Origin of the sequence: Mycobacterium sp., from assembly GCF_032159775.1 — a bacterium.
GTDB lineage: Bacteria > Actinomycetota > Actinomycetes > Mycobacteriales > Mycobacteriaceae > Mycobacterium.
On record NZ_JAVHWK010000180.1, the window covers coordinates 39699 to 62446 of the forward strand.

22 protein-coding genes and 1 pseudogene are annotated in these 22748 nt (G+C 67.5%); 8 read left to right on the forward strand and 15 right to left on the reverse strand.

Features of this window, described 5'->3' with window-relative positions; translation table 11 throughout:
* Positions 1–18 precede the first annotated feature (18 nt).
* Together QOJ24_RS23640 and QOJ24_RS23645 are read right to left on the reverse strand one after the other, a co-directional pair.
* Positions 19–977, reverse strand: a pseudogene (locus QOJ24_RS23640) (alpha/beta hydrolase).
* A gap of 11 nt (positions 978–988) precedes the next feature.
* Positions 989–1321 (reverse strand): hypothetical protein, encoded by a 333-nt coding sequence (locus QOJ24_RS23645; RefSeq protein WP_526265763.1) that lies wholly within the window; start codon positions 1319–1321, stop codon positions 989–991.
* Positions 1322–1452: 131 nt separating this feature from the next.
* Between QOJ24_RS23645 and rbpA the strand changes: the two genes are divergently transcribed.
* The gene (gene rbpA / locus QOJ24_RS23650) at positions 1453–1791 is read left to right on the forward strand and encodes an RNA polymerase-binding protein RbpA (protein WP_123025754.1); all 339 of its coding nucleotides are present in this window, start codon (positions 1453–1455) and stop codon (positions 1789–1791) included.
* 7 nt (positions 1792–1798) lie between these two features.
* Here rbpA and QOJ24_RS23655 read toward each other — a convergent pair whose 3' ends face one another.
* From QOJ24_RS23655 to cobN, 7 genes are read right to left on the reverse strand one after another with little or no spacing between them, the layout of a single operon-like run.
* Complete coding sequence (locus QOJ24_RS23655) at positions 1799–2566, reverse strand: polyprenol monophosphomannose synthase (protein WP_526265723.1); 768 nt, start codon at positions 2564–2566, stop codon at positions 1799–1801.
* A complete protein-coding gene (lnt, locus tag QOJ24_RS23660; protein WP_526265725.1) occupies positions 2563–4437 on the reverse strand; it encodes an apolipoprotein N-acyltransferase in 1875 nt (624 codons plus the stop codon). The genes QOJ24_RS23655 and lnt overlap by 4 nt, the downstream gene beginning before the upstream one ends.
* Entirely contained in the window at positions 4430–6022 is a 1593-nt protein-coding gene (locus QOJ24_RS23665) for an amidohydrolase (RefSeq protein WP_526265727.1), read from the reverse strand. The genes lnt and QOJ24_RS23665 overlap by 8 nt, the downstream gene beginning before the upstream one ends.
* A 1-nt stretch (position 6023) precedes the next feature.
* On the reverse strand, positions 6024–6527 hold the full coding sequence (locus QOJ24_RS23670) for an FxsA family protein (RefSeq protein WP_526265729.1): 504 nt from the start codon (positions 6525–6527) through the stop codon (positions 6024–6026).
* Positions 6528–6576: 49 nt separating this feature from the next.
* On the reverse strand, positions 6577–6963 hold the full coding sequence (locus QOJ24_RS23675; RefSeq protein ID WP_526265731.1) for a PPOX class F420-dependent oxidoreductase: 387 nt from the start codon (positions 6961–6963) through the stop codon (positions 6577–6579).
* 5 nt (positions 6964–6968) lie between these two features.
* A complete protein-coding gene (locus QOJ24_RS23680; protein ID WP_526265733.1) occupies positions 6969–7352 on the reverse strand; it encodes a PPOX class F420-dependent oxidoreductase in 384 nt (127 codons plus the stop codon).
* A 20-nt stretch (positions 7353–7372) separates the two neighbouring features.
* Positions 7373–10945, reverse strand: coding sequence for a cobaltochelatase subunit CobN (gene cobN, locus QOJ24_RS23685; protein ID WP_526265735.1), 3573 nt, complete (start codon positions 10943–10945; stop codon positions 7373–7375).
* A 312-nt stretch (positions 10946–11257) separates the two neighbouring features.
* Between cobN and QOJ24_RS23690 the strand changes: the two genes are divergently transcribed.
* On the forward strand, positions 11258–12157 hold the full coding sequence (locus tag QOJ24_RS23690; RefSeq protein WP_526265737.1) for a TauD/TfdA dioxygenase family protein: 900 nt from the start codon (positions 11258–11260) through the stop codon (positions 12155–12157).
* A gap of 13 nt (positions 12158–12170) precedes the next feature.
* Here the strand turns inward: QOJ24_RS23690 and QOJ24_RS23695 are convergent, their stop codons facing one another.
* Complete coding sequence (locus QOJ24_RS23695; RefSeq protein ID WP_526265739.1) at positions 12171–12482, reverse strand: hypothetical protein; 312 nt, start codon at positions 12480–12482, stop codon at positions 12171–12173.
* Positions 12483–12627: 145 nt separating this feature from the next.
* On the opposite strand from QOJ24_RS23695, the gene cobG reads away from it, so the two are divergent.
* The 4 genes from cobG to QOJ24_RS23715 are packed head-to-tail and all read left to right on the forward strand — an operon-like array spanning position 12628 to position 16947.
* The gene (cobG, locus tag QOJ24_RS23700; protein ID WP_526265741.1) at positions 12628–13752 is read left to right on the forward strand and encodes a precorrin-3B synthase; all 1125 of its coding nucleotides are present in this window, start codon (positions 12628–12630) and stop codon (positions 13750–13752) included.
* Between the two features lie 9 nt (positions 13753–13761).
* Positions 13762–14388, forward strand: a complete 627-nt coding sequence (locus QOJ24_RS23705; RefSeq protein WP_526265743.1) for a precorrin-8X methylmutase — start codon at positions 13762–13764, stop codon at positions 14386–14388.
* Positions 14388–15863: a precorrin-2 C(20)-methyltransferase gene (locus QOJ24_RS23710; RefSeq protein WP_526265765.1), complete on the forward strand. Its 1476-nt coding sequence runs from the start codon at positions 14388–14390 to the stop codon at positions 15861–15863. Before QOJ24_RS23705 ends, QOJ24_RS23710 begins: the two co-directional genes overlap by 1 nt.
* 16 nt (positions 15864–15879) lie before the next feature.
* The gene (locus QOJ24_RS23715; protein WP_526265745.1) at positions 15880–16947 is read left to right on the forward strand and encodes a phosphotransferase family protein; all 1068 of its coding nucleotides are present in this window, start codon (positions 15880–15882) and stop codon (positions 16945–16947) included.
* Here QOJ24_RS23715 and QOJ24_RS23720 read toward each other — a convergent pair.
* From QOJ24_RS23720 to QOJ24_RS23735, 4 genes are read right to left on the reverse strand one after another with little or no spacing between them, the layout of a single operon-like run.
* Positions 16925–17656 carry a cobalt-precorrin-6A reductase gene (locus QOJ24_RS23720; protein ID WP_526265747.1) on the reverse strand — a complete coding sequence of 244 codons (732 nt, stop codon included), beginning with the start codon at positions 17654–17656 and terminating at the stop codon, positions 16925–16927. The genes QOJ24_RS23715 and QOJ24_RS23720 overlap by 23 nt on opposite strands.
* On the reverse strand, positions 17656–18411 hold the full coding sequence (gene cobM, locus QOJ24_RS23725; RefSeq protein ID WP_526265749.1) for a precorrin-4 C(11)-methyltransferase: 756 nt from the start codon (positions 18409–18411) through the stop codon (positions 17656–17658). Before cobM ends, QOJ24_RS23720 begins: the two co-directional genes overlap by 1 nt.
* A complete protein-coding gene (gene cbiE / locus QOJ24_RS23730) occupies positions 18408–19586 on the reverse strand; it encodes a precorrin-6y C5,15-methyltransferase (decarboxylating) subunit CbiE (RefSeq protein ID WP_526265751.1) in 1179 nt (392 codons plus the stop codon). Before cbiE ends, cobM begins: the two co-directional genes overlap by 4 nt.
* On the reverse strand, positions 19583–20332 hold the full coding sequence (locus QOJ24_RS23735; RefSeq protein WP_526265753.1) for an SDR family NAD(P)-dependent oxidoreductase: 750 nt from the start codon (positions 20330–20332) through the stop codon (positions 19583–19585). Before QOJ24_RS23735 ends, cbiE begins: the two co-directional genes overlap by 4 nt.
* 35 nt (positions 20333–20367) lie before the next feature.
* Between QOJ24_RS23735 and QOJ24_RS23740 the strand changes: the two genes are divergently transcribed.
* The gene (locus tag QOJ24_RS23740; RefSeq protein ID WP_526265755.1) at positions 20368–20781 is read left to right on the forward strand and encodes a F420-dependent biliverdin reductase; all 414 of its coding nucleotides are present in this window, start codon (positions 20368–20370) and stop codon (positions 20779–20781) included.
* A gap of 28 nt (positions 20782–20809) precedes the next feature.
* Here the strand turns inward: QOJ24_RS23740 and QOJ24_RS23745 are convergent, their stop codons facing one another.
* A complete protein-coding gene (locus QOJ24_RS23745; RefSeq protein ID WP_526265757.1) occupies positions 20810–21856 on the reverse strand; it encodes a methyltransferase in 1047 nt (348 codons plus the stop codon).
* 168 nt (positions 21857–22024) lie between these two features.
* Here QOJ24_RS23745 and QOJ24_RS23750 point away from each other — a divergent pair.
* A partial coding sequence (locus QOJ24_RS23750; RefSeq protein ID WP_526265759.1) for a DUF222 domain-containing protein occupies positions 22025–22748 on the forward strand: 724 nt, incomplete at its 3' end.

Below are 22748 nucleotides of genomic sequence, written 5' to 3' on the forward strand. Positions count from 1 at the left end.
TCGCGCAACGTCGTGGCGTCAATCCGCGAGGAATCGCTCCACTTCGTGGAGGAACACCCGCCATGCGGGTTCGGCCGCCGTCAACAGGTGGTTGTTGCTGTCGAGCGCGACCAGGCGCGCAGCGGGTATCAGCGCGGCGAGTTCCTCAGCGGCGGGCAACGGCTGCCGGTGATCGTCACGCGAGTGCAGAATCAGCGTCGGGCAGGACACCTGGCCGGCCTCGTCGCGCACATCGATACGACCGAACTCCTCGAGGAATCGCACGGCGTTCTGTGCCGTGCGGCGTAGGCGACGGCCACGGCGGCACCCTGGGACACCCCGAGCAGCGGGAAGCGCTCCAATCCGAGCGCCTCGACAACGGATTCGAGGTCGCTGACCCAGTCATCGAAACTGAAATCGGTGACGCTCCAGTCGGATAGGCCGCAACCCCGTTCGTCGTAACGGATGAAAGTGTGTCGCGACGAGAGGTCACGCACCCAGTGCCGCCACACCGGACTTTCGATGTCGTAACCGAGGTGCGTCATCCAGTTGGCGGCACGCGTCAGCGGCGGACCCTCCCCCGCAACCGCGTACGCCAGCCGCACGCCGTCAGCCGCCCGACAGAACGCGATGTGCTGTCGCGGCGGGGGCGGTTCGTCCTGCGGTGTCGGTGCGTCCGGCGCCGCCGGTGTGTCGTCTGCGACGGTGGCAACGAACTGGTACCCGCGACCGCGCACCGTCCTGATGAAGCGCTGCGATTCGCCGTCGTCGCCCAGCGCCCGCCTGGCCGCCTTGATCCGGCTTGTCAGGGGCGCCTCGCCGACGAACCGTCCGCCCCAGACCGCGTCGAACAGCTCTTCCTTGGTGACGCAGCGCTCGCGGTTGCTGACGAGCTGGGTCAGCACGTCGAACACCTGCGGCTCGACACGGACCACCTCGTCACCGTGGCGCAACTCGTAGCGCTGGGTGTCGAGGACGAATCCCTCGAAGCGCCACAACTCGGGGGCCCCTATCGCCAGCCGTCGGCCGCCTTGGCCGCGCGGATCAGAGCGTCGCACAGTTCTCGCAGCTCTGTGGGTGCAGCGCCCTCATCGACCGCGGTCGCCACGTCCTCCGCGGCGCACCGAACCTGGTAGACGCGGTCGGACAGCTGGGCCGCCTCTTCGGCGCTGAGCACCACCGAATCCGGAGAAAGCGTGGTGCCCTTCACCTGGGCGCGCTGCTCGTAGGCGCGCTGCCGACACGACTGCCTGCAGTACTGTCGGCGCCGCCCGAGTCCTGCGTCGTCGACGTCTCGACCACACCATCGACAGGGTTGCGTGCGAGCTCGCCTTCTGGTGATGGTTTCCACGAAATCAGACCTTAGACCGGGTATGGCCTCGATCCCGGTATCATGGGCGGTCGAGTCGGGAACTTCTTTGCGCGCCATCGCGTTGCTATTCCGGACCAAAAGCTGTGAGGAGTGTTGACGAAATGGCTGATCGGGTTTTGAGAGGTAGTCGCCTCGGCGCCGTGAGCTACGAGACCGACCGCAACCATGACCTGGCGCCGCGTCAGGTCGCCCGCTACCGCACCGACAACGGCGAGGAATTCGACGTCCCGTTTGCCGACGACGCCGAGATCCCCGGCACCTGGCTGTGCCGCAACGGCATGGAAGGCACCCTGATCGAGGGTGACGTGCCTGAGCCCAAGAAGGTCAAGCCGCCGCGTACCCACTGGGACATGCTGCTCGAGCGCCGTTCCGTCGAGGAGCTCGACGAGCTGCTCAAGGAGCGCCTCGACATCATCAAGACGCGGCGTCGGGGTAGCTGACCGGCTGCTAGCGCACCACGCCGCGGGCGCGATCGAGGCGTCCGCGGACGCCCCACTCCGCAACTTTGAGCATCGCCTCGCGGATGTTTGACCCGCTCATCTTCGAGACACCGAGCTCGCGCTCGCTGAAGGTGATCGGTACCTCGACGACGACGAACCCGTTGTTGATGGCGCGCCAGGTCAGGTCGATCTGGAAGCAGTACCCCTTCGAGTCCACGGCGGCCAGGTCGATCTTTTCGAGCACCTCGCGCCGATACGCGCGATAACCCGCGGTGATGTCGCGTACGCCGACGCCGAGCAGCACCCGCGCGTAGGTGTTGGCGGTCTTGGACAGGGCGAACCGGCGGCGCGGCCAGTTCCGGATGGCGCCGCCCGGCACATAGCGCGATCCGATGACCAGATCGGCGCCCCCGCCAACCGCGTCGAGCAGGCGGTGAAGCTCCTCGGGCGCGTGACTGCCGTCGGCGTCCATCTCGACCAGCACAGAGTATTCGCGCCCCAGTCCCCAGGCGAAGCCCGCCAGGTATGCCGCTCCGAGCCCATCCTTGCTCGCGCGGTGCATCACGTGCACCCGGTCCGGGTCGGCCATCGCCAGATCGTCGGCCAGCTCACCGGTGCCGTCGGGGCTTCCGTCGTCGACGACGAGGATGTGCACCTCGGGCTGGGCGTCGTGCACACGGGCGACGATCAGCGGCAGGTTCTCCCGCTCGTTGTAGGTGGGGATGATGACCAGAGTGCGCTGACTCGGGCGTTCTGCTGGCCCAGGGCCGCTCATGTGCTTCCTCTTTCGGTGCCGTCCTGGTCGGACGGTGTGGCTCTGCCGCTGGCGTCGGTCACCGGCCGGCGAAGACGCACGAACCTTCCATTCTGCATCATCGCGACGATCAGAGCCCCGACCCCGACGGCGACCAGCAGGCCCTGCACAAGCGGACCCCATCGTGTCGCCGCGGTGAGCTGCGTCTTGAGCCGGATCGGCATGTCGAGGTAAGCGGGTTCGAAGAACTCGGTGCGGGCAAGCACACGACCGTCGGGCGCAATGATCGCGCTGATCCCGGTGGTGCCCGCAACGATGACGAAACGGTTGTGCTCGACGGCCCGCAGCCTGCCGAACGCGAGCTGCTGGGTGCTCATCGACTCGTTGAAGGTGGCGTTGTTGGACGGCACGGTCAGCACCTGAGCACCGTTTCGCACCGACTCCCGCGGCGACCGGTCGAAGATGACCTCCCAACAGGTAGACACGCCGATCGGCACGCCCGCCGCATCGACGACGCCGGTACCGGTGCCGGGCACGAAATATCCGGCCCGATCGGCGTATGACGAGAAGTGTTCGAAGAAGCTCCGCCACGGCAGATACTCACCGAACGGCTGGACGATTTGCTTGTCGTGCCGGTCGCCGGGGCCGGTTTCGCGATTCCACACGATGACCGAGTTGGTCGATACCGGGTTGTCGCGGGTGTACCCGGGCGCGGCCAGCACACCGCCGACGAGAATCGGCGCCCTGATCGCGTCGACGGCGACCGCGATCTGGTCGGCGGCGTCCTGGTTGGCGAGCGGGTCGATGTCTGATGAGTTCTCCGGCCACACGACGAACAACGGCTGCGGCGCCCGGCCGGCCCGCACATCCTCCGACAGCCGCATCGTCTCCCGAACATGGTTGTCGAGCACGGCCCTGCGTTGAGCGTTGAAATCCAGCCCGAGCTGAGGCACGTTTCCCTGAACGGCTGCGACGTTGACCGACGGCTCGTCGGCTGCGCCGGCACCTGATTGCCGGACCGCGGGCGAGATCGCCGCGGCGGCGATCAGCACGAGGCTGATGCATGCACCGGGCAGCACGACCGCGGGCCGCGCATTGGTGTGTGGGCCGTCGCCGCCGCGTCGCCACCAGGTGAAGATCTCGACGACCAATGCGGCAAGGCCGAATCCGAGCAGGGTGGCCGCGAACGAAACCAGCGGCGCTCCGCCGATCTGGGCCAGTGGCAGCAGCGGACCATCGGTTTGGCCGAAACCGACGACACCCCAGGGGAATCCGCCGAACGGCACCGTCGACTTCGCCCACTCGGTCAGCGCCCAGAGACCGGCGAACCAGATCGGCCACCCGGTCAACCTGCGCGCCACGAAGACGGCCGCCGGCCCGAACAGCGCGGGGAACACCGCCTGCAGCAGCGCAAGTGCGAGCCACGGCAGGAGCCCGACCATGACGCCGGTCCACGGCAGCAGCGGAATGTTGAACGCCGCCCCGAAAAGAAAGCCGTAGCCGAATCCGCCGACGAGTGTGGTGGCATCCCGCGTCAGCACCCAAGCCAACAGTGCGAACGCGACGATCCCCGCATACCACCAGCCGAACGGCGGGAAGCTGAGGCAGAGCGCCATCCCGCCGAGGATGACGGCGGACAGCCGCGGCAGCCGGGCCACCACCGCGTCGCCGAACCGCTTGACCCATGCGGGCACTTCCCGCTCGGTGGCGGTCGTGACAGCCGGCGTCGCCTCGTCGTCGTCGACCGGGGCGGCCTCTTCGTCGCGGGCACCCGCGACGCCGGGACCGGTTTCATCATCGGAGGCGTGCTCGTCGACCTGATCGGCGGTCAGCACCGGTAGGGAGTCGGTGTCGTCGTCGGCGCGACCCCAGTCGCGCAATCGCCTAGCCATGGATGACGGCACCCCGGTGAACCGTCTGAACGCAGTGGGGCAGCCGGTCGTCGGGGCCGAGTCGGGGCAGCGCGGGTACCCGCGACCGCGGGTCGGTCGACCAGCGTGCCACCGCGTCGCCGGGGGCGCTGACCTCAAGCTGGTCGGTCTGCCACACCGCGTATGACGCGGGCGCGCCCGGCACGAGCGTCCCGGTGACACCGTCGCGCACCCCGCCCGCGCGCCATGCGCCACGCGTCGCCGCCGAGAAGGCCGCCCGCATCGACACCGAACTCGTCGGTGTCTGGTGCCGGGTTGCGGCGCGGACGGTCGCCCATGGATTCATGGCCGTGACCGGCGAATCAGAACCGAAGGCGAGTGGCACGCCTTGGGATGCTAACAGCGCCAGCGGATTCATCCGGAGGGCTCTGTCCCGGCCGAGGCGCTGTGCGTACATCCCGACTTCACCTCCCCACAGCGCATCGAAGTTCGGTTGCACGCTGGCGATGACGCCCCATTCGCCCAGCCGTGCCGATTGCTCGGGGGTGACCATTTCGAGGTGTTCGAGCCGGTGCCCGCATCGGGCGACGGCCTGGGTGCCGAGCCGGTCGGCCACGTTCGCCAGGGCGTCGACGACGGCGCCGACCGCGGCGTCTCCGATCACGTGGAAGCCTGCCGGGATTCCGGCTTGGGTGCAGGCGCGCAGGTGCGCGGTGATGGCGTCCGGATCGAGATAGGTGTTGCCGCAGCGGTCCGGGGCGTCGGTGTAGGGCTCGCGAAGCCAGGCCGTGCGCGATCCGAGGGCGCCGTCGACGAACAGATCGCCCGCAAGCCCACGGGCGCCGGTCATCTCGATGAGGGACTGCGCCTGGACTCGATCGGCGACCGCTTCACCCCAGTACCCGACGATCTCGACGCCGTGGTTGGTTCGGCGCAGTTCCTGCCAGTCGTCGAGGCCACCGATGTCGGGACCAGCGCATTCGTGGACGGCGACGATCCCGTTGGCCGCCGCCAGGTCAAGGGTGGCGGCACGGGCGCGGGCCCGCTGATCGGGTGTCAGCCGGTCACGGGCGGCTGCGCGGACCATGTGGTGGGCGTCCGCGGTCAGCGGGCGCTGCGGGTCGAAGCCCCGCGCGGCAGGCAGGCCTGGCGTCAGCCGCCGAAGCGCCGAGGACGCCGCCGCGGAATGGACGTCGACGCGCGCCAGGTAGACAGGCTGGTCACCGGCCACGGCGTCCAGGTCATCGGTGCTCGGCGGCGTCGCTTCCGGCCAGCCCGACTCGTCCCAGCCGTGCCCCCAGACGAGGCCGTCGGGGTGGGCCTGGGTGAACTCGGCGACGAGCGCAAGGCAGTGCCGCATCGAGGAGGCGGCTCGCAGATCGAGGCCCGAGAGCATGAGGCCGGTGGCGGTGACATGCATGTGGCAGTCGACGAAAGCAGGTGCGACGAACGCGCCGTCGAGATCGATGACGGCGGCGTCGGGGAATTGAGCGAGGCCGATGTCGTCGCTGCCGAGCCAGGCAACGACGCCATCGCGGACGGCCATCGCGGTGGCGTCCGGCATGGCCGGACTGTGAATCCGGCCGCCGAGAAGCAGAGTGGTCAACTCAGTCGCGCTTGGGAGGCAACGCCGGGGGTTCGATGTCCACGACGTCGACGATGTCACCGTCGACGTCACTGTCGACGACATCGATGACCTCACCCTCGATATAGTCCCCGCGTCCGGCTCCCCTGCGGCCCGCAGCGGTGCCCGCGACGGTGATCAGCGGCATCCGGCGGGCGGCCATTGCCGTCAGCACCGGGCGGGCGACGGCGCGGGTCGGTGGTATCAACAGCAGCAGGCCGGCAGCCGTGGTGACCAGCCCCGGGATGAAGACCAGCACGGTGCCCAACGCGACGAGGGCGCTGTCGGTGACGGCACCCTGCGGGGTGGTGATTCCGGACTTCAGTCGACGGATATGCCTCTTGACCTGCGAGCCGGCCAGGACGAACCCCGCGATGGATGCACCGAGAAGCGCCAGCACGGTCCAGCCGAAGCCGATCGTCGAGATCAGGGCCACAACGACCGCCAGTTCGACGACCAGATAGATCAGGAACAGCCGCATCGCCATGATGTGCCAACGCTCCGCGGGGCGCCAGGGTTCCTGTCCGTCTCGAACCCTAGGCGGGTGCGGTGACTTCGATGGCCGCGTGCACCTTATCGACGCCGCCGCGGAAGATCGCCTGCGGAACCCACCACCACGCATGCCACCAGTAGCGCTTGGTGACCTTCGCGAAGACTTCCCGCGTCTCGGATTCGGGCAGGATGCGCGCGACGGCCTCTACCGGCTCACCCTTGACCTTGCCGAGCGCACCGGCCTTCTGGATGGTCACGCGCGGGGTGTTGTTGATCCGCTTGGTCTTCCAGGACCCGTCGTCGGTGATGATCAGCAGCTTGTCGCCCTCGGGCACCCCCCACACCGTGGTCGGCTTGGATCTTCCGTCCTTGGTGAAGGTCGTCAGCAGCAGATACTTCTCGTCGTAAACGTCTGTGAAACTCGGGGCCATGCCGATCAGTTCACCGGTTTCAGCTCGATCGAAACGTTGTTCTTCATCCCGCCGCGCAGCTTCGAGAACAGGTTGAAGGTCCTGCCGAGCAGGCCGTACCGCTTGCCGATGGCATCATAGGTGGCGCCGTTGGCGGATTTGTCGAGGATGCGCGCAACGGCCTCGACCGCCTCACCCTTGGGGTTTCCGCTTCGGTCGCATTTCGCGATGGTCACCCGGGCGGTGTTCCGGATTCGCTTGACCTTCCACGACTTCTCCTGCGTGATCACCACGAGGCCGTCCCCGTCGGGTGCTGCCCAGATCGCTGTCGGCTTGGGTCGGCCGTCCTTGGTGAAGGTGGTCAGCAGGATGTATTCGCTTTTCGCGACGTCGGCGAAGGTGACAGGCACGTCAGCCAACTTAGCGGGATTCAGCCCTCGAGGTCGCCTTCGGTTTCCAGCAGCACGTGCCGCAGACCGTTGAGGGTGTCGGCCTCCGGCTGTGCCCACATGCCCCGGTCCGCCGCCTCGAGCAGGCGCTCGGCCATGCCGTGCAGCGCCCACGGATTGGACTCGGCCATGAATTTGCGGTTTTCGTCGTCGAGCACATAAGCCTCGGTGAGCCGTTCGTACATCCAGTCGGCCATCACCCCTGCGGTGGCGTCATAGCCGAACAGGTAGTCGACGGTCGCCGCCATTTCGAATGCGCCCTTGTAGCCGTGCCGACGCATCGCGGTCATCCAGCGCGGATTGACCACCCTGGCGCGGAAGACCCGCGTCGTCTCCTCCGACAACGTGCGGGTACGCACGGCGTCCGGCCGGGTGTTGTCGCCGATGTAAGCGGCGGGGGCCTTGCCCGTGAGCGCGCGAACGGTGGCCACCATTCCGCCGTGGTACTGGAAGTAGTCGTCGGAGTCCGCGATGTCGTGCTCGCGGGTGTCGGTGTTCTTGGCGGCCACCGCGATGCGGCGGTACTGCCGGCTCATGTCGTCGGCGGCCGGCGCCCCGTCGAGACCGCGTCCGTATGCGAACCCGCCCCAGGCCGTGTACACCTCGGCGAGATCGGCGTCGTCGCGCCAGTTGCGGCTGTCGATCAACTGCAGCAGCCCCGCGCCGTAGGTGCCTGGTTTCGAGCCGAAAACCCTTGTGGTGGCGCGACGCCGGTCACCGTGCTCGGCGATGTCGGCGTCCGTGTGCGCGCGCACGTAGTTCGCATCGGCAGGCTCGTCGAGGTTCGCGACGAGCGCCACCGCGTCATCGAGCATGGTGACGACGTGCGGAAAGGCGTCCCGGAAGAAGCCGGAGATCCGCACAGTGACGTCGATACGCGGCCTGTCGAGTTCGGCCAGCGCGATCGTCTCCAGGTCGATGACGCGGCGGGATGCATCGTCCCACACGGGCCGAACCCCCAGCAGCGCAAGCACTTCGGCGATGTCATCGCCCGACGTCCGCATCGCCGACGTGCCCCACACCGAAAGGCCGACCGACCGTGGCCAGCTGCCGTGGTCGGCGCGGTAGCGCGCAAGCAGCGACTCGGCCATCGCGCTGCCGGTCTCCCAGGCTAGCCGCGACGGCACGGCCTTCGGGTCGACGGAGTAGAAATTGCGCCCGGTGGGCAACACGTTGACCAGTCCCCGCAGCGGGGAGCCGGAGGGGCCAGCGGCGATGAACCTGCCGTCCAGGGCCCGCAGGATCTGATCGATTTCTCCCGCGGTGCCCGCAAGCCGGGGCACCACCTCGGTGCACGCGAACCGCAGGATGGCCGCGACGTCACCGTCATCGGTCAAGCGCTCGACCGCCGCCGCGTCCCAGCCGGCCCGCTGTAACTCGGCAAGCAGTGCGCGGGCACGGGTTTCGGCGTCGTCGACCGCGCCCCGTTCGTCGGTGCCGTCCTCGGCGAGACCGAGCGCCTGCCGCAGCCCCGGCACCGTCTGCTCACCGCCGAACAGCTGTCGCGCCCGCAGGATCGCCAGCACCAGGTCGAGCTCGGGCTCATCGGACGGCGCCTGACCGAGGATGTGAAGCCCGTCGCGGATCTGCACGTCCTTGATCTCGCACAACCAGCCGTCGACGTGCAGCAGCATGTCGTCGAACGAGTCGTCCTCGGGACGTTCGGCCAGGCCGAGATCGTGGTCCATTTCGGCGGCGCGCATCAGCGTCCAAATCTGCTGGCGGATCGCGGGCAGCTTGCCGGGGTCGAGCGCGGCGATGTTGGCGTGCTCATCGAGCAGCTGCTCCAACCGCGCGATGTCCCCGTAACTTTCGGCGCGGGCCATCGGCGGGATGAGGTGGTCGACCAGTGTGGCGTGCGCGCGCCGCTTGGCCTGGGTGCCTTCGCCCGGGTCGTTGACGAGGAACGGGTAGATCAGCGGAAGGCTGCCGAGCGCCGCGTCGGACCCGCACGCCGCGGACATGCCGAGCGTCTTGCCGGGCAGCCACTCCAGGTTGCCGTGCTTACCGAGATGCACGACCGCGTCGGCGCGGAATCCACTGTCCAGCCAGTGGTACGCCGCCAGATAGTGATGGCTTGGCGGCAGGTCTGGATCGTGGTAGATCGCGACGGGGTTCTCCCCGAAACCCCGCGGCGGCTGCACCATCAGGACGACGTTGTCTTCCTGCATCGCGGCTATGACGATCTCGCCGTCCGGATCTGTCGAGCGGTCGACGAACAGGTCGCCCGGCGGCGGTCCCCAGTGCTTTTCGACACCCTCGGTGAGCTCGGCGGGCAGCGTCGCGAACCAGGTGCGGTAGTCCTTGGCAGACAGTCGAATCGGATTGCCCGTCAAGTGTTCCTCGGTGAGCCAGTCCGGGTCCTGACCACCGCGCTCGATCAGCGCGTGGATCAACGCGTCGCCGTCCTGTGCGGCGACGCCGGGGACGTCACCTATCCGGTAGCCTGCGTCGCGCATGGCGCGCAACAGTGCGACCGCACTCGCCGGGGTGTCCAAGCCGACCGCGTTGCCGATCCGGGCGTGTTTGGTCGGGTATGCCGAGAACACCACCGCGACACGCTTGTCCTTCGGTGCGACGGCGCGCAGTCGCGCATGGCGCACCGCGAGACCCGCCACCCTGGCGCAGCGTTCGGGGTCGGCGACGTAGGCGATCAGACCCTCGTCGTCAATCTCCTTGAAGGAGAACGGGACAGTGATGATGCGGCCGTCGAACTCCGGCACGGCCACCTGGGTTGCGACGTCGAGCGGGCTCATACCGTCGTCGTTGTCGTGCCATTGTGACCTCGAGCTGGTCAGGCACAGACCCTGCAGTATCGGAATGTCCAGCGCTGCAAGGTGTGCCACATTCCAGGCGTCGTCGCTGCCACCCGCTGTGACGGTGGCGGGAACCGCGCCGCCCGCGGCCAGCACGGTGGTCACCATCGCGTCGGCGGATTTCAGCAACTCGAGCATATCGGGCTCGGCGGTGCGCAGCGAGGCGCAGTACACCGGTAGTGCGCGCCCTCCCGCCTCTTCGATTGCGCTGCAAAGCGCTTCGACATAAGCGGTGTTGCCCGCCAGCTGCTGCGCCCGGTAAAAGAGCACCGCGATCGTCGGGCCGTCGTGGCTCATCGACTGACGTTGCAGGACACCCCAATTCGGGACGGCCGCAGGGGGTGCGAAACCGAACCCGGTCATCAGCACGGTGTCGCACAGGAATGCGTGCAGCTGGTGAAGGTTCACCACGCCGCCCTGGGCGAGATACACGTGCGCCTGCAGGGCCACGCCGGCCGGGACGGTCGAATAGCTCATCAGGTCTGCGTCAGGTGCCTGCTCGCCACTGACCACCACGGTCGGCACGCCGCTTCCGACAACGGTGTCGATGCCGTCCTGCCAGGACCGGTAGCCGCCGAGAATCCGCACCACGACCAGGTCGGCGCCCTCGAGTTGCTCGTTGAGCTCACCGTCGACGAGCCGCGACGGGTTGGCCCACCGGTAGTGCGCTCCGCTGGCGCGGGCGGTGATCAGGTCGGTGTCGGAGGTCGACAGCAAAAGAACGGTGGGCGCTTGCACCCACCATTCTTAGCGCAGGCGGTGGTCAGTCGCCGAAGCGGCCGTGCCAGGTCTGCGGATATGGCAGTCCGGTCGCGGCGACCAGGACGACGAGAACAGCACCGAAAACGATCAAGGAATACATCGTTGGTCCTTCCGTTCCTTGTTACACACAAGTGCAACTGCGAGAACCGTACGACGAAACCGGCGATAAACCACCACCGTGTGGTTGACGGAACTACCAGGTCAAGTATGTGACAACCGTCACGTCGGGTTCTGCTCCCGCTGCGTAGAACCCTGGCGCGCGACCGCGTCAGGGTCCAGCTTGGGCGGATGCACGTGGTCAAACTCGGAGCCAACATCGGTGCCCGTATCGACGGCATCCGCCTTGCTGGACGCCTCGACAGTTCCACCGCAGCGCAGATCAATACGGCACTGCTCGAGCACAAGGTGATCTTCTTCCGCGGACAGCACGACCTCGACGATGACGGTCAGCTGGCGTTCGCGCGCAGGCTGGGCACGCCAACAATTGCGCACCCGACGGTGACGTCGCGCGGAGCCCGGCTGTTGCCCATCGATTCGCGCTACGACAAGGCCAACAGCTGGCACACCGATGTCACGTTCGTCGACCGGATTCCCAAGGCCTCGCTGCTGCGCGCCGTCACGCTGCCCGCTTACGGCGGGACGACGACCTGGGCCTCGACGGAGGCGGCGTACGACCAATTGCCCGCACCCCTTCGCGTTCTGGCCGAGAACCTCTGGGCTGTGCACACCAACCAGTACGACTACGCCTCGCCTCGGGAAGCCGCCACCGCCGAGGAACGCCAGTACCGCGACGAGTTCGTCTCCGACTACTACGAGACAGAGCACCCGGTGGTGCGCATCCACCCCGAAACCGGCAGGCGCGTGCTGCTGCTCGGTCATTTCGTCAAGCGGTTCGTCGGGCTCGGTTCCGGCGAGTCCGCCGCGCTGTTCAACTTGCTGCAGTCTCGAATCACCAAGTTGGAGAACACTATTCGCTGGGACTGGCAGCCAGGCGATCTGGCGATCTGGGACAACCGCGCCACCCAGCACTATGCCGTCGCGGACTACGACGACCAGTTCCGCATGCTCAGCCGGGTGACGCTCGCCGGTGATATCCCGGTGGCTGTCGACGGCAAGACCAGCCGCGTAGTCGAAGGCGACGCCTCGCACTACTCAGATGTGGTGGATCCGATACCGCTGGCCAGCTGACGGGTCAGCGCGACTAGAGCCGGTCCATTTCCCGCGACATGGCGGACTGCTCCAGATAACTGAACCGCTGCGGGTGGTGCCGTGGTGCTCGCACCTTCTCGGGCCGCGCAAACAGCGCACGCACCGACGTGGCGAACTCGTAGGCGACGTTCCGATGTCGCGCAGGCACAACTGCGGGTGCCAGCGCCGCCGCCGACGCGAACAGCACCTGCTGTTCGGTGATCAGCGCAGTCGTGTCGGTGGACTTCTCGACGATCGGCGCCGGCGTGCTTTCGATTGTCGGTGTCTGGTTCGGCGTGCCAGCCGTGGTGTCCAACGTGGTCATTTCGGTACTCCAACCGCCCCAACGTCCCGTGCTCTACTGCCGCGGGCTCCCTGATGTTTGAAAACTAAATTCCGCGGCCTATTGACGCACGCGTAGTTCACTACTCCAATTCGACTTCGTCGCGGCTACGGGTACCGTGAATGTGGTGGCTCGGACCCGTGACCAGGACGAATGCCCCGGCGCCTTGCAGATGCACTCGGCAGCCGACGGCGCGCTCGCTCGTGTCCGGCTGCCCGGCGGGATGATTGAGCCGCGCCAGCTTCAGGCGCTGACGCATGCGGCCAGCCGGTTCGGCTCCCCGGCGATGGAGTTGACCTCGCGGGGCAACATCCAGATCCGCGGCATCCGCGATGACGAGGCAGCCACCTCGCTCGCCGACGCGGTCGCCAATGCAGGACTGCTGCCGTCGCCGACGCACGAGCGGGTGCGCAACATTGTCGCCTCCCCCCTCTCCGGTCGGGTGGGCGGCAGCGCCGACGTGCGGGAGTGGGTGCGGCGGCTCGACACCGCGATCTGCGCCGCGCCCGACCTCGCCGCGCTGCCCGGCCGGTTCTGGTTCAGCATCGACGACGGCCGCGGTGATGTGTCCGGCCTTGCCGCCGACGCGGGGGTGCAGGTGACCGGTGACTCCGTCGCCCTCCTGCTGGCCGGCCGCGACACGGGCGTTCGATTCACCCCGGCGGACGTCGTGCCCGCGCTGGTCTCGGTCGCGCAGCGCTTCCTCGAGATTCGGGGCGACGCGTGGCGCGTGGCAGAGCTCGCGGACCCCTCTGCGCTGATCGACGGTCTTGCCCGGTCCGCCGAGCCCGGGGCGACCTGGCCTCCTGCCGGCAGGCCGCCGGTCGGCTGGATCGGCCAGGACGACGGCCGGATCGCGCTCGGTGCAGGCGCACCGCTTGGTGTGCTGCAGGCGCGCGTCGCCGAATACCTGGCGGCCATCGACGCCCCGATGGTCATCACGCCTTGGCGCTCGGTACTGGTCTGCGACCTCGACGAGGGCGTCGCGGACACCGCGCTACGCGTGCTCGCTCCGTTCGGCCTGGTGTTCGACGAGGGTTCGCCGTGGCTGGATGTGAGCGCCTGCACGGGCAGCCCGGGGTGCGAACACTCCGTGGCCGATGTTCGTGCGGACGCGGCGCGCGCCGTCGGCGACCACAGCACGACGCACCGGCATTTCGTGGGATGCGAACGGGCCTGCGGCAGCCCGGCGGCAGCCGATGTGCTGATCGCCACCGGAGAGGGATACGTGCTGCGCACAGCGTCCCCGTAGGGTGAGCGGGTGCTCGACTACATCCGCGACGCTGCCGAGATCTACCGGCAGTCGTTCGCGACGATTCGGGCCGAAGCCGATCTGTCCCGATTCCCCGACGACGTCGGCCGCGTGGTCGTGCGGTTGATCCATACATGCGGTCAGGTCGACATCGCCGACCACGTCGCCTACAGCGAGGACGTGGTCGCCAAGGCGCATGCCGCACTCGCCGCGGGCGCTCCGGTGCTGTGCGATTCCTCGATGGTGGCGGCAGGGATCACCCGGTCACGGCTGCCCGCCGACAACGAGGTGGTGTCGCTGGTCGCCGATGCCAGGGCCGCCGACCTGGCTGCCGACATGGGCACCACCCGCTCAGCCGCGGGCGTGCAGTTGTGGGCCGACCGGCTGAGCGGTGCGGTGCTGGCCATCGGCAACGCACCGACTGCTCTGTTCCGGCTACTGGAACTCGTCGACGACGGCGCACCGGCTCCGGCTGCCGTACTCGGCGGCCCGGTCGGTTTCGTCGGGTCGGCTCAGTCAAAGCAAGAGCTCATCGACCGACCGCGCGGCATGTCCTACCTTGTGGTCACCGGTCGGCGCGGCGGTAGTGCGATGGCCGCCGCCGCCGTCAACGCGATCGCCAGTGGCGCCGAATGATGAACGCCGACGAGACGCGAAGGGGAACCCTATGGGGAGTCGGGCTTGGCCCCGGCGACCCTGAGCTGGTGACCGTCAAGGCCGCCCGGGTGATCGCGCAAGCCGACGTCGTCGCCTATCACAGCGCCAGGCACGGAAGAAGCATCGCGCGCGGCATCGCCGAGCCCTATCTGCGCGGTGACCAGATCGAGGAGCACCTGGTGTACCCGGTCACCACCGAGACCACCGAACATCCGGGCGGATATGCCGGTGCGATCGATGACTTCTACCGCGAGGCCGCCGACCGCATCGCCGTCCATCTGGACGCGGGCCGAGATGTCGCGCTACTCGCCGAGGGCGATCCGCTGTTCTACAGCTCGTACATGCACATGCACACGCGGCTGACCGAGCGCTTCGACGCTGTGATCGTGCCGGGGGTGACCTCGGTCAGTGCGGCATCTGCGGCCACCGCCACTCCCCTAGTCCAGGGCGACGAGGTGCTGACGATAATTCCGGGCACCCTGCCCGTCGACGAGATCAAGCGCAGGTTGGCAGACACCGACGCCGCAGTGATTCTGAAACTGGGTAGATCTTATCCCGCTGTGCGAGAAGCGCTTTCGTCGGCGGGTCGGCTCGGCGAGGCGTACTACGTGGAGCGCGCGAGCACGCCGCAGCAACGGGTGCTGCCGGCAGCCGAGGTCGATGGCGACAAGGTGCCGTACTTCTCGCTCGCCATGCTGCCGGGCGCCCCTGCCAGGCAGGCTCCTGCGGGCAGCGTCGCCGTCGTCGGTCTCGGGCCGGGTGACATCGATTGGATGACGCCCCAGAGCCACCGCGAACTCGCCGCGGCGACCGACCTGATCGGGTACGGCCCGTACCTCGATCGCATCCGGCCGCGCGACGGACAACGTACGCATCCCAGCGACAACACCGACGAACCGGCACGCGCCCGGTTGGCGTGCACGCTCGCCGAGGAGGGCCGCGCCGTCGCCGTCGTATCGTCCGGCGACCCAGGCGTCTTCGCAATGGCAACGGCCGTCCTGGAAGAGGCCAAGCAGTGGCCTGGCGTGACGGTCCGGGTGATTCCGGCGATGACCGCCGCGCAGGCCGTCGCGAGTCGGGTCGGGGCGCCATTGGGCCACGATTACGCGGTGATCTCGCTGTCCGATCGACTCAAGCCGTGGCAGGTGATCACCGAAAGACTCACCGCCGCAGCACAATCCGACCTCGTGCTGGCGATCTACAACCCCGCGTCCAAGACGCGCACCTGGCAGGTCGGCGCGATGCGAGATCTGCTGCTCGAGCACCGCGATCCGGGCACTCCTGTGGTGATCGGCAGGGATGTGTCCGGTCCGCACGAAGACGTGAAGGTTGTGCGGCTGGCCGACCTCGACCCCGCTGAGGTCGATATGCGGTGTCTGCTGATCGTCGGATCGTCGCAGACCCAGTGGTACGACGATCGGGTTTTCACACCGCGCCGCTACCCGACGCTTTGATACTGTCGCCGCAGCGATGACCATTCCACGTGGACCTGACGATGTAACGCCGGCGTGGCTCGGCTCCGTATTGGGTGCCGACGTTGCCGACGTCGACGTCACTGCGATCGGCACCGGCCAGACGGGTGCGACGTACCGCGTGGCGGCGACGTACTCGGACGAGCAGTCCAGTGCACCAACGTCATTCGCGATCAAACTGAGTGCACAGGACGACGCCGTCCGCGAGCGAGTGGCCCTCGGCTACCGCTCGGAGGTCGAATTCTATTCGCGGATCGCCGATGAGATGCGGATCCCCGTTCCGCATAGCTATCACACCGAGATCTCCGACGACGGCGCCGACGTCGTGCTCCTTCTCGCCGATATGGCGCCCGCAGTCCAGGGAGACCAGATCGCGGGCTGTTCGCCCGCAGAGGCGCAGCTCGCAGTGGAGGCGCTCGCCGGACTGCACGGCCCGAGTTGGTGCGATCCGCGGTGGATGGACCTGGCTGCCATCGTGATGCCGAAGCCGGGCGACGACGACGCCGCCAAGGGGCTCGGCGACATATCTCGCATGGCGGCCGACATCGTGATCGACCGCCTCGGCGCGAAGATCGCTCCGGCCGACCAGGAAACCCTTGTCGCCGCAATGTCGCTGGTGACTCCGTGGCTGAAGGCCGAGCCGAAGCGGTATGCCCTGATGCACGGCGACTACCGTCTCGACAACATGCTGTTCGATCCCGATCGCACTCGCATTACGATCGTCGATTGGCAGACAGTCGGGATCGGATTGCCCGGGCGCGATCTGGCCTACTTCACCGGGACCAGCCTGGAACCCTCGGTGCGATCGGAAATCGAACGCGATCTCGTCGAGCGGTATCACCGGAAGCTACTTGGGTTCGACGTCACCAGCTATGACCTCGACACCTGCTGGAGCGACTACCGTCTCGGGCTTGTGCAAGTGCCGCTGCTGGTGGCCCTCGGCACCGCGTTTGCATCGACGACCGAACGCGGCGACGACATGATGATGGCCATGTTGAGCCGCGGCTGCAGGGCGATCCGCGAGCTGGACACGCTCGAGTTGATCAGTTCCTACCAAGCGAACTGAGCCAGTCCACGGCGTCGTCGACGGTGGTCACCATGTTCACTCCTATGGGCAGCGCGGGCCGGTCCACCATCACCACCGAGACACCGAGTGCCGCCGCGGCGTCCAGCTTCGGTCGGGTCATCTCACCGCCGCTGTTCTTCGTCACCAGACAGTCGATGCGATGCTCGACGAGCAGCGCGTGCTCGTCGTCGTAGCGGTACGGTCCGCGTGACAGCAGCATCACATGGCGACGCGGCAGGGTCCGCGGGTCCGGCGCGGTGACGGCGCGGATCAGAAACCATGCGTCGACGTCTGCGAACAGTGCGACTCCGGACCGGCCGGTGGTCAGGAACACCCGCCCGAATCCGTTGTCTTGCACTGTCTTCGCGGCATCTCTATCGGACTCGGCGATGATAGCGTCGCCGGGCGCCCAGGCGGGGCGTGCAAGCAGGAGATGCGGGATCTGCAGGCTGGCGCACACCTCGGCGGCGGTGGCGGTGATCGTCGCGGCGAACGGATGGGTGGCGTCGACGACGGCATCGACCTGCGAGTCGGCCAGCCATCGCCGCAGCCCGTCTGCACCACCGAACCCGCCGATGCGTACATCGCCGACCGGCAGAGCCGGATCAGGTACCCGCCCCGCCAGCGAGCTGATCACGTCGACGACCGGATGCAGTCGCGCGGCCAGCAGTCGCGCCTCCGCCGTGCCGCCGAGGAGCAGCACACGCATCAGTGGTGCTCCCGCCGCACTCTGCCCGACGAGTACAGGTAGCTGTCCGCGAAGCCCCCGGCGGCGAGCACATCGCCGACGATGATCACAGCCGTCCTGGTGATCTCGGCCGCATGCATCTGGTCGGCCAGCTCGGCAAGCGTGCACCGCAGCACCACCTGTTGCGGCCAGCTGGCGAATGCCACTACCGCACAGGGTGTCTCGGCGCGGTAGCCGCCGGCAAGCAACTGCGGAACGATGCTATCCACCTGCGCGGCCGCCAAGTGCAGCACCAGCGTCCCGCCGGATGCCGACAATGTCTCGATGTCCTCGCCCGGCGGCATCGCCGTCGACAGCGTCGCTATCCGCGTCAAGGTCACGGTCTGCGCGACGCCCGGTACGGTCAGCTCGCGCCCAAGTACCGCCGCAGCGGCCGCGAATGCCGGTACGCCCGGGACGATTTCGTAATCCACGCCGCGATCGTCGAGACGTCTGCACTGCTCGGCGAGCGCGCTGAACAGCGACGGGTCGCCCGACTGCAGGCGCGCGACATCCAAACCGGCCGCATCGGCGGCGGCGATCTCGTCGATGATCTGGTCGAGTGTCAGCGGGCCGGTGTCGACCACCCTCGTGCCCGGCGGACACAACGCCAGCAGGTCGTCCGGCATGATCGATCCCGCGTAGAGGCAGACGGGGCAACTGCTCAGCAGCCGCTGTCCCCGTACGGTGATCAGGTCCGCGGCACCTGGTCCCGCGCCGATGAAGTAGACGGTCATTCCTTGGTGACCACCCATTGCGTGACGGGCATCGCCGGCTGCCAGCCGGTGAACTTGCCGAGCGACTCGCCGCGGTAGTGCTGATACCGGCGCAGTTCGCCGCCCTTCTGCGAATACCACTGCGCGAGAAGGGCTTCCGATTCAATGGTGACGGCGTTGGCTACCAGCCTCTTTCCCTTGGCCAATCGCGCGTAACACGCCTCGAGCAAGCCGGGCTGGGTCAGCCCGCCTCCGACGAAGATCGCCGACGGCGGTGAGACGAAATCGAAGGCTTCCGGGGCGTCGAAATGCACCTCGACCCTGACTCCGAATGCCATCGCGTTGTCGATGATGCGGCTGCGACGCGTTTCGTCGCGCTCGAAAGCCACTGCCCGGCAACCCACACCGCTGCGGCACCACTCGATCGCAATGCTGCCCGAGCCCGCTCCGACGTCCCAGAGATATTCGCCGGGTCGAGGCGCAAGGGCGGCCATCGTCACCGCGCGCACCGATTGTTTGGTGATCTGCCCGTCGTGGGCGAACGCGTCGTCGGGCAGCACTGCGAACCGCCGTCCGTCGGGCAGGTAGCGAACGGCGATGACGTTGAGGTCATCGACGTCGCCAGGCGGCCGTGCCGCCCACTCCGCCGCCGTCGACGACCGACGCCGCTCCGTGGGACCGCCGAGTTGCTCGAGCACCGTGATCTCCGAATCACCGCGCCCGGTGCGGCTCAGCAGCCGCGCCAACTCGGCCGGTGTTGACCCGTCGCGGGACATCACCACGGCCTGCCCGCCCTGCCGCACTGCGGCTTGCGGTTCGGCCGTGACGAGAGAGATCACCTCGGTGTCCTGCACCGCCCACCCGACCCGCGAGCACGCCAGCGTCACCGACGACACATGCGGCAACACAGCCACCTGCTCGGCGCCGTACAGCCGGATGAGGCTGCCGCCGACACCATGCAAGAGCGGGTCGCCGCTGGCGACGACGTGAACGTCGCTCCCGGCGTCCTCCAGAATGGTGCGCAGCGCGGGCAGCATCGGTGACGGCCACGGCCGCTTGACCGCGGCAACGCTTCCGTCGAGCAAATCGAGGTGACGTTGTGAACCGTAGATGATTGTGGCCCTGCGCAACTCGGTCAGTGAAGCCGGCGCCAGCCCGGCCATTCCGTCGGCTCCGATGCCGATAACGATGATCACCTGGGCATCCTCCGCCATATCCACTGCGGCAGCAGCCGCATCGCGACGAAGAACGGCCGCAGCGTCCACGGAATCCACACGGTCCGACGGCCTTTGCCCAGTGCCCGTGCGGTGGCGGCGGCAACCTGCGGTGGCGTGCTCGACATGGGCGCCGGTTTCATGCCTTCGGTCATCCGCCCGATCACGAATCCGGGCCGCACGAGCAGCAGCCGGACGCCCGTCCCGTGCAGCGCGTCGGAGAGGCCGCTGCAGAACCCGTCCAGCCCCGCCTTCGCCGAGCCGTAGACGTAGTTGGCGCGACGCACCCGCACACCTGCGACCGACGAGAACACGACGATCGCCCCCATCCCTGCTTGCTTCATCGTGTCGGCCAACACGGTCAGCAGGTTGGCCTGGGCAACGAAGTCGGTGTGCAGCACCGCCGCGGCGTGCGCGGGGTCTCTCTCGGCGCGGGCCTGGTCGCCGAGCACCCCGAATGCCAGCACCGCGGTGCCGATCGCTCCGTGGTCGGCCGTGATCGAGGCCACCAGCGGGGCGTGCGAGGTCAAGTCGTCGGCGTCGAACTGGCGCACGTCGACCTTGGCCGCGCCCGCCTTCTCGAGCATCGCGACCTGCTCGGACAACCGGTCGGGGCTGCGCGCCGCGAGCACCACAGTCGCGCCCGGCGCCAGCAGCTGCGCGAGTTCCATCCCGATCTCGCTGCGGCCACCGAATATCACGACGGGTCCCCGGCTCGTGTCATCCACGGCTGTGATTATGTCCTGCGCTAGTTTGGGAGCCGATGGCAAACGCAACGACACGGCTTACCAACGACGCGCTGGCGTTCCTGACCGAGCGTCATCTCGCGATGTTGACCACGTTGCGCTCCGACAATTCTCCGCACGTCGTCGCGGTCGGATTCACGTTCGATCCGAAGACGCACATCGCCAGGGTCATCACCAGTGGCGGGTCGCAGAAGGCGGTCAATGCCGAGCACCGAGGCGTGGCCGTGCTCAGCCAGGTCGACGGTGCGCGGTGGCTGTCTCTGGAGGGTCGCGCCACGGTCAACACCGACCCGGAGGCGGTCCGCGACGCCGAGCTGCGCTACGCCCAGCGCTACCGGACCCCACGGGTCAATCCCAGACGGGTCGTGATCGAGGTCCGAATCGAGCGGGTGCTCGGCTCGTCGGAACTCCTCGACCGCGGCGGCGACTAGCCTGACTCCCCCGCAGGCGATATCCGATCTATTTGAAGCCGACGACCATCGAATCGGGTCCGACGAGGTGCTCGACGTAGCTGTTCTGGAAGCCCGTTTCGGCCATCCAGGTGCAACAGTCTTTACCCGTGAAGTCGAAGCCCAGCCCCTCGATCAACATGTTGAGGCTCATCAAGAGCCCAAAAACGTTGTGCCGCCGTTCATCATCGATGATTGCCTCATAGACGATCAGTGCGCCGCCTTTCGGCAGTGCATCGTATGCCTTTCGCAGAAGTAGGCGCTTCTGCTCCAAGTCCCAATCGTGCAAGATGTGGCCCATGATCAGAACGTCGGCGCCCGGCAGTGGGTCGGCGAAGAAGTCCCCCGGGTTGAAGGTGAGGCGGTTGGCGAGACCGTGTCGGTGGGTATATGCGTCGAACACCGGCCTGATCGGCGGCAGGTCGAAGCCGCCTCCGACCAGGTGTTCATGCGCACTCGCAACCGCTACCGGCAGTGCACCCTGCGCGCAACCGATATCAACGAAGCTCTTGTAATCCTTCCACGGGAACTTGGCCGCGATCGCTTGTCCCGCGGCGCTGCTGAGGCCGCTCATGGCGCCCGCGAATTGTGCAAGCTTTTCAGGATCTGCATACAGCGTTGCGAAGAAGTCGTCTCCGGTCTTCGCTTCGCTCTGCGGCTCGCCGGTACGGAGTGCTTCGGTAAGCGAGCCCCAGAATCGGTACAGCCGAGAGTTTGCCATCTCGAGTAGGCCACCGATATACGACGGCTTGGCCGGGTCAAGGAAGAGCTCGGTGGCCGCCGTGTTGGAGTATCGACCCTCCTCGTCACGCTCGAGCATGCCCAGCGCCAACAACGCGTCGAAGAAATCCTGGGCACTACGGGGGTGCAGGCCTAGGCGGTCCCGAAGTTCGTCGCACCCTTGCGGCCCTGTTTCGCACAGCAGCTGGAAGACCTTCAGCTCGACGGCGCTCAGGAGCGTCTTGGAGCCCCAGAATGCGACGCCGAGTTGCATGATCGCGTCCGGCGTCACCGTTTCGGCTTGTTCAGCAGACGTCGGCAACTTTTGGTCAGCCATACGAACTCTCCTTCAGCCGCCGTGCAGATGCGTCATGGTTCCACAGCCAGCAGGGTTTGCGCTGGCCAATGGGGGTTTCATGACGGTCGCGTAAATGTGCAACCGCACGCCGATCGCGGGTTGGGGTGGCAAGACAAGATGTCGGTGGTTCGAACTAGTGTTCGAAGCATGAGTTCGGTGGCGGTTTCCAAGCGCATCGCGGCGTTGACCGCGGAGTTCGAGGCGCTTCTGGCCGAGTCGGTGGACGGATCGGCCGCCGAGCAGACCGCCGCGTTGTTTGCATGGGAGGCGTTTGTGCGTCGCCTGCCGGCGATGACCCATCGGATGGTTGCCTCGTTGGGCCAGGTGCCCGTCGATGACTTGGGTGAGTCGTCGGTGGCGTCGGCGTTGTCGACGCTGCTGCGGATCTCCAAGGCCGAAGCGAACCGCCGGATAAAGGAGGCCAGGGATTTAGGGCCGCGATCCTCGATCACCGGCGAGCTCCTGGAGCCAGAGCTGCCCACCACCGCAGCCGCCCAGTGGCAAGGTGACATCGGCGCCGAACATGTGAAGATCATTCGCCGGTTCTTCAAGAAGCTGCCCGGCTTCATCGACTACGCCACCCGCGAGGCCGCTGAAGCACAACTGGCCGAGTTGGCGTGCGGGCTCGGGCCAGAAGACTTGCGCGTCGCCGCCGACCATCTGGCCCTGCTGCTCGACCAGGACGGCGTGCTGTCCGACGCCGACCTGGCCAAGCGCAGCTACCTGACCAAGGGCAAACAACAAGCCGACGGCACGACCGAGATCCGCGGCCGCGCCGACCCCGAACTCGCAGCGCTGCTGGATGCGGCGTTCGCCAAATGGGCCGCACCGGGCATGTGCAACCCTGACGACGACAACCCGTGTGTCGACG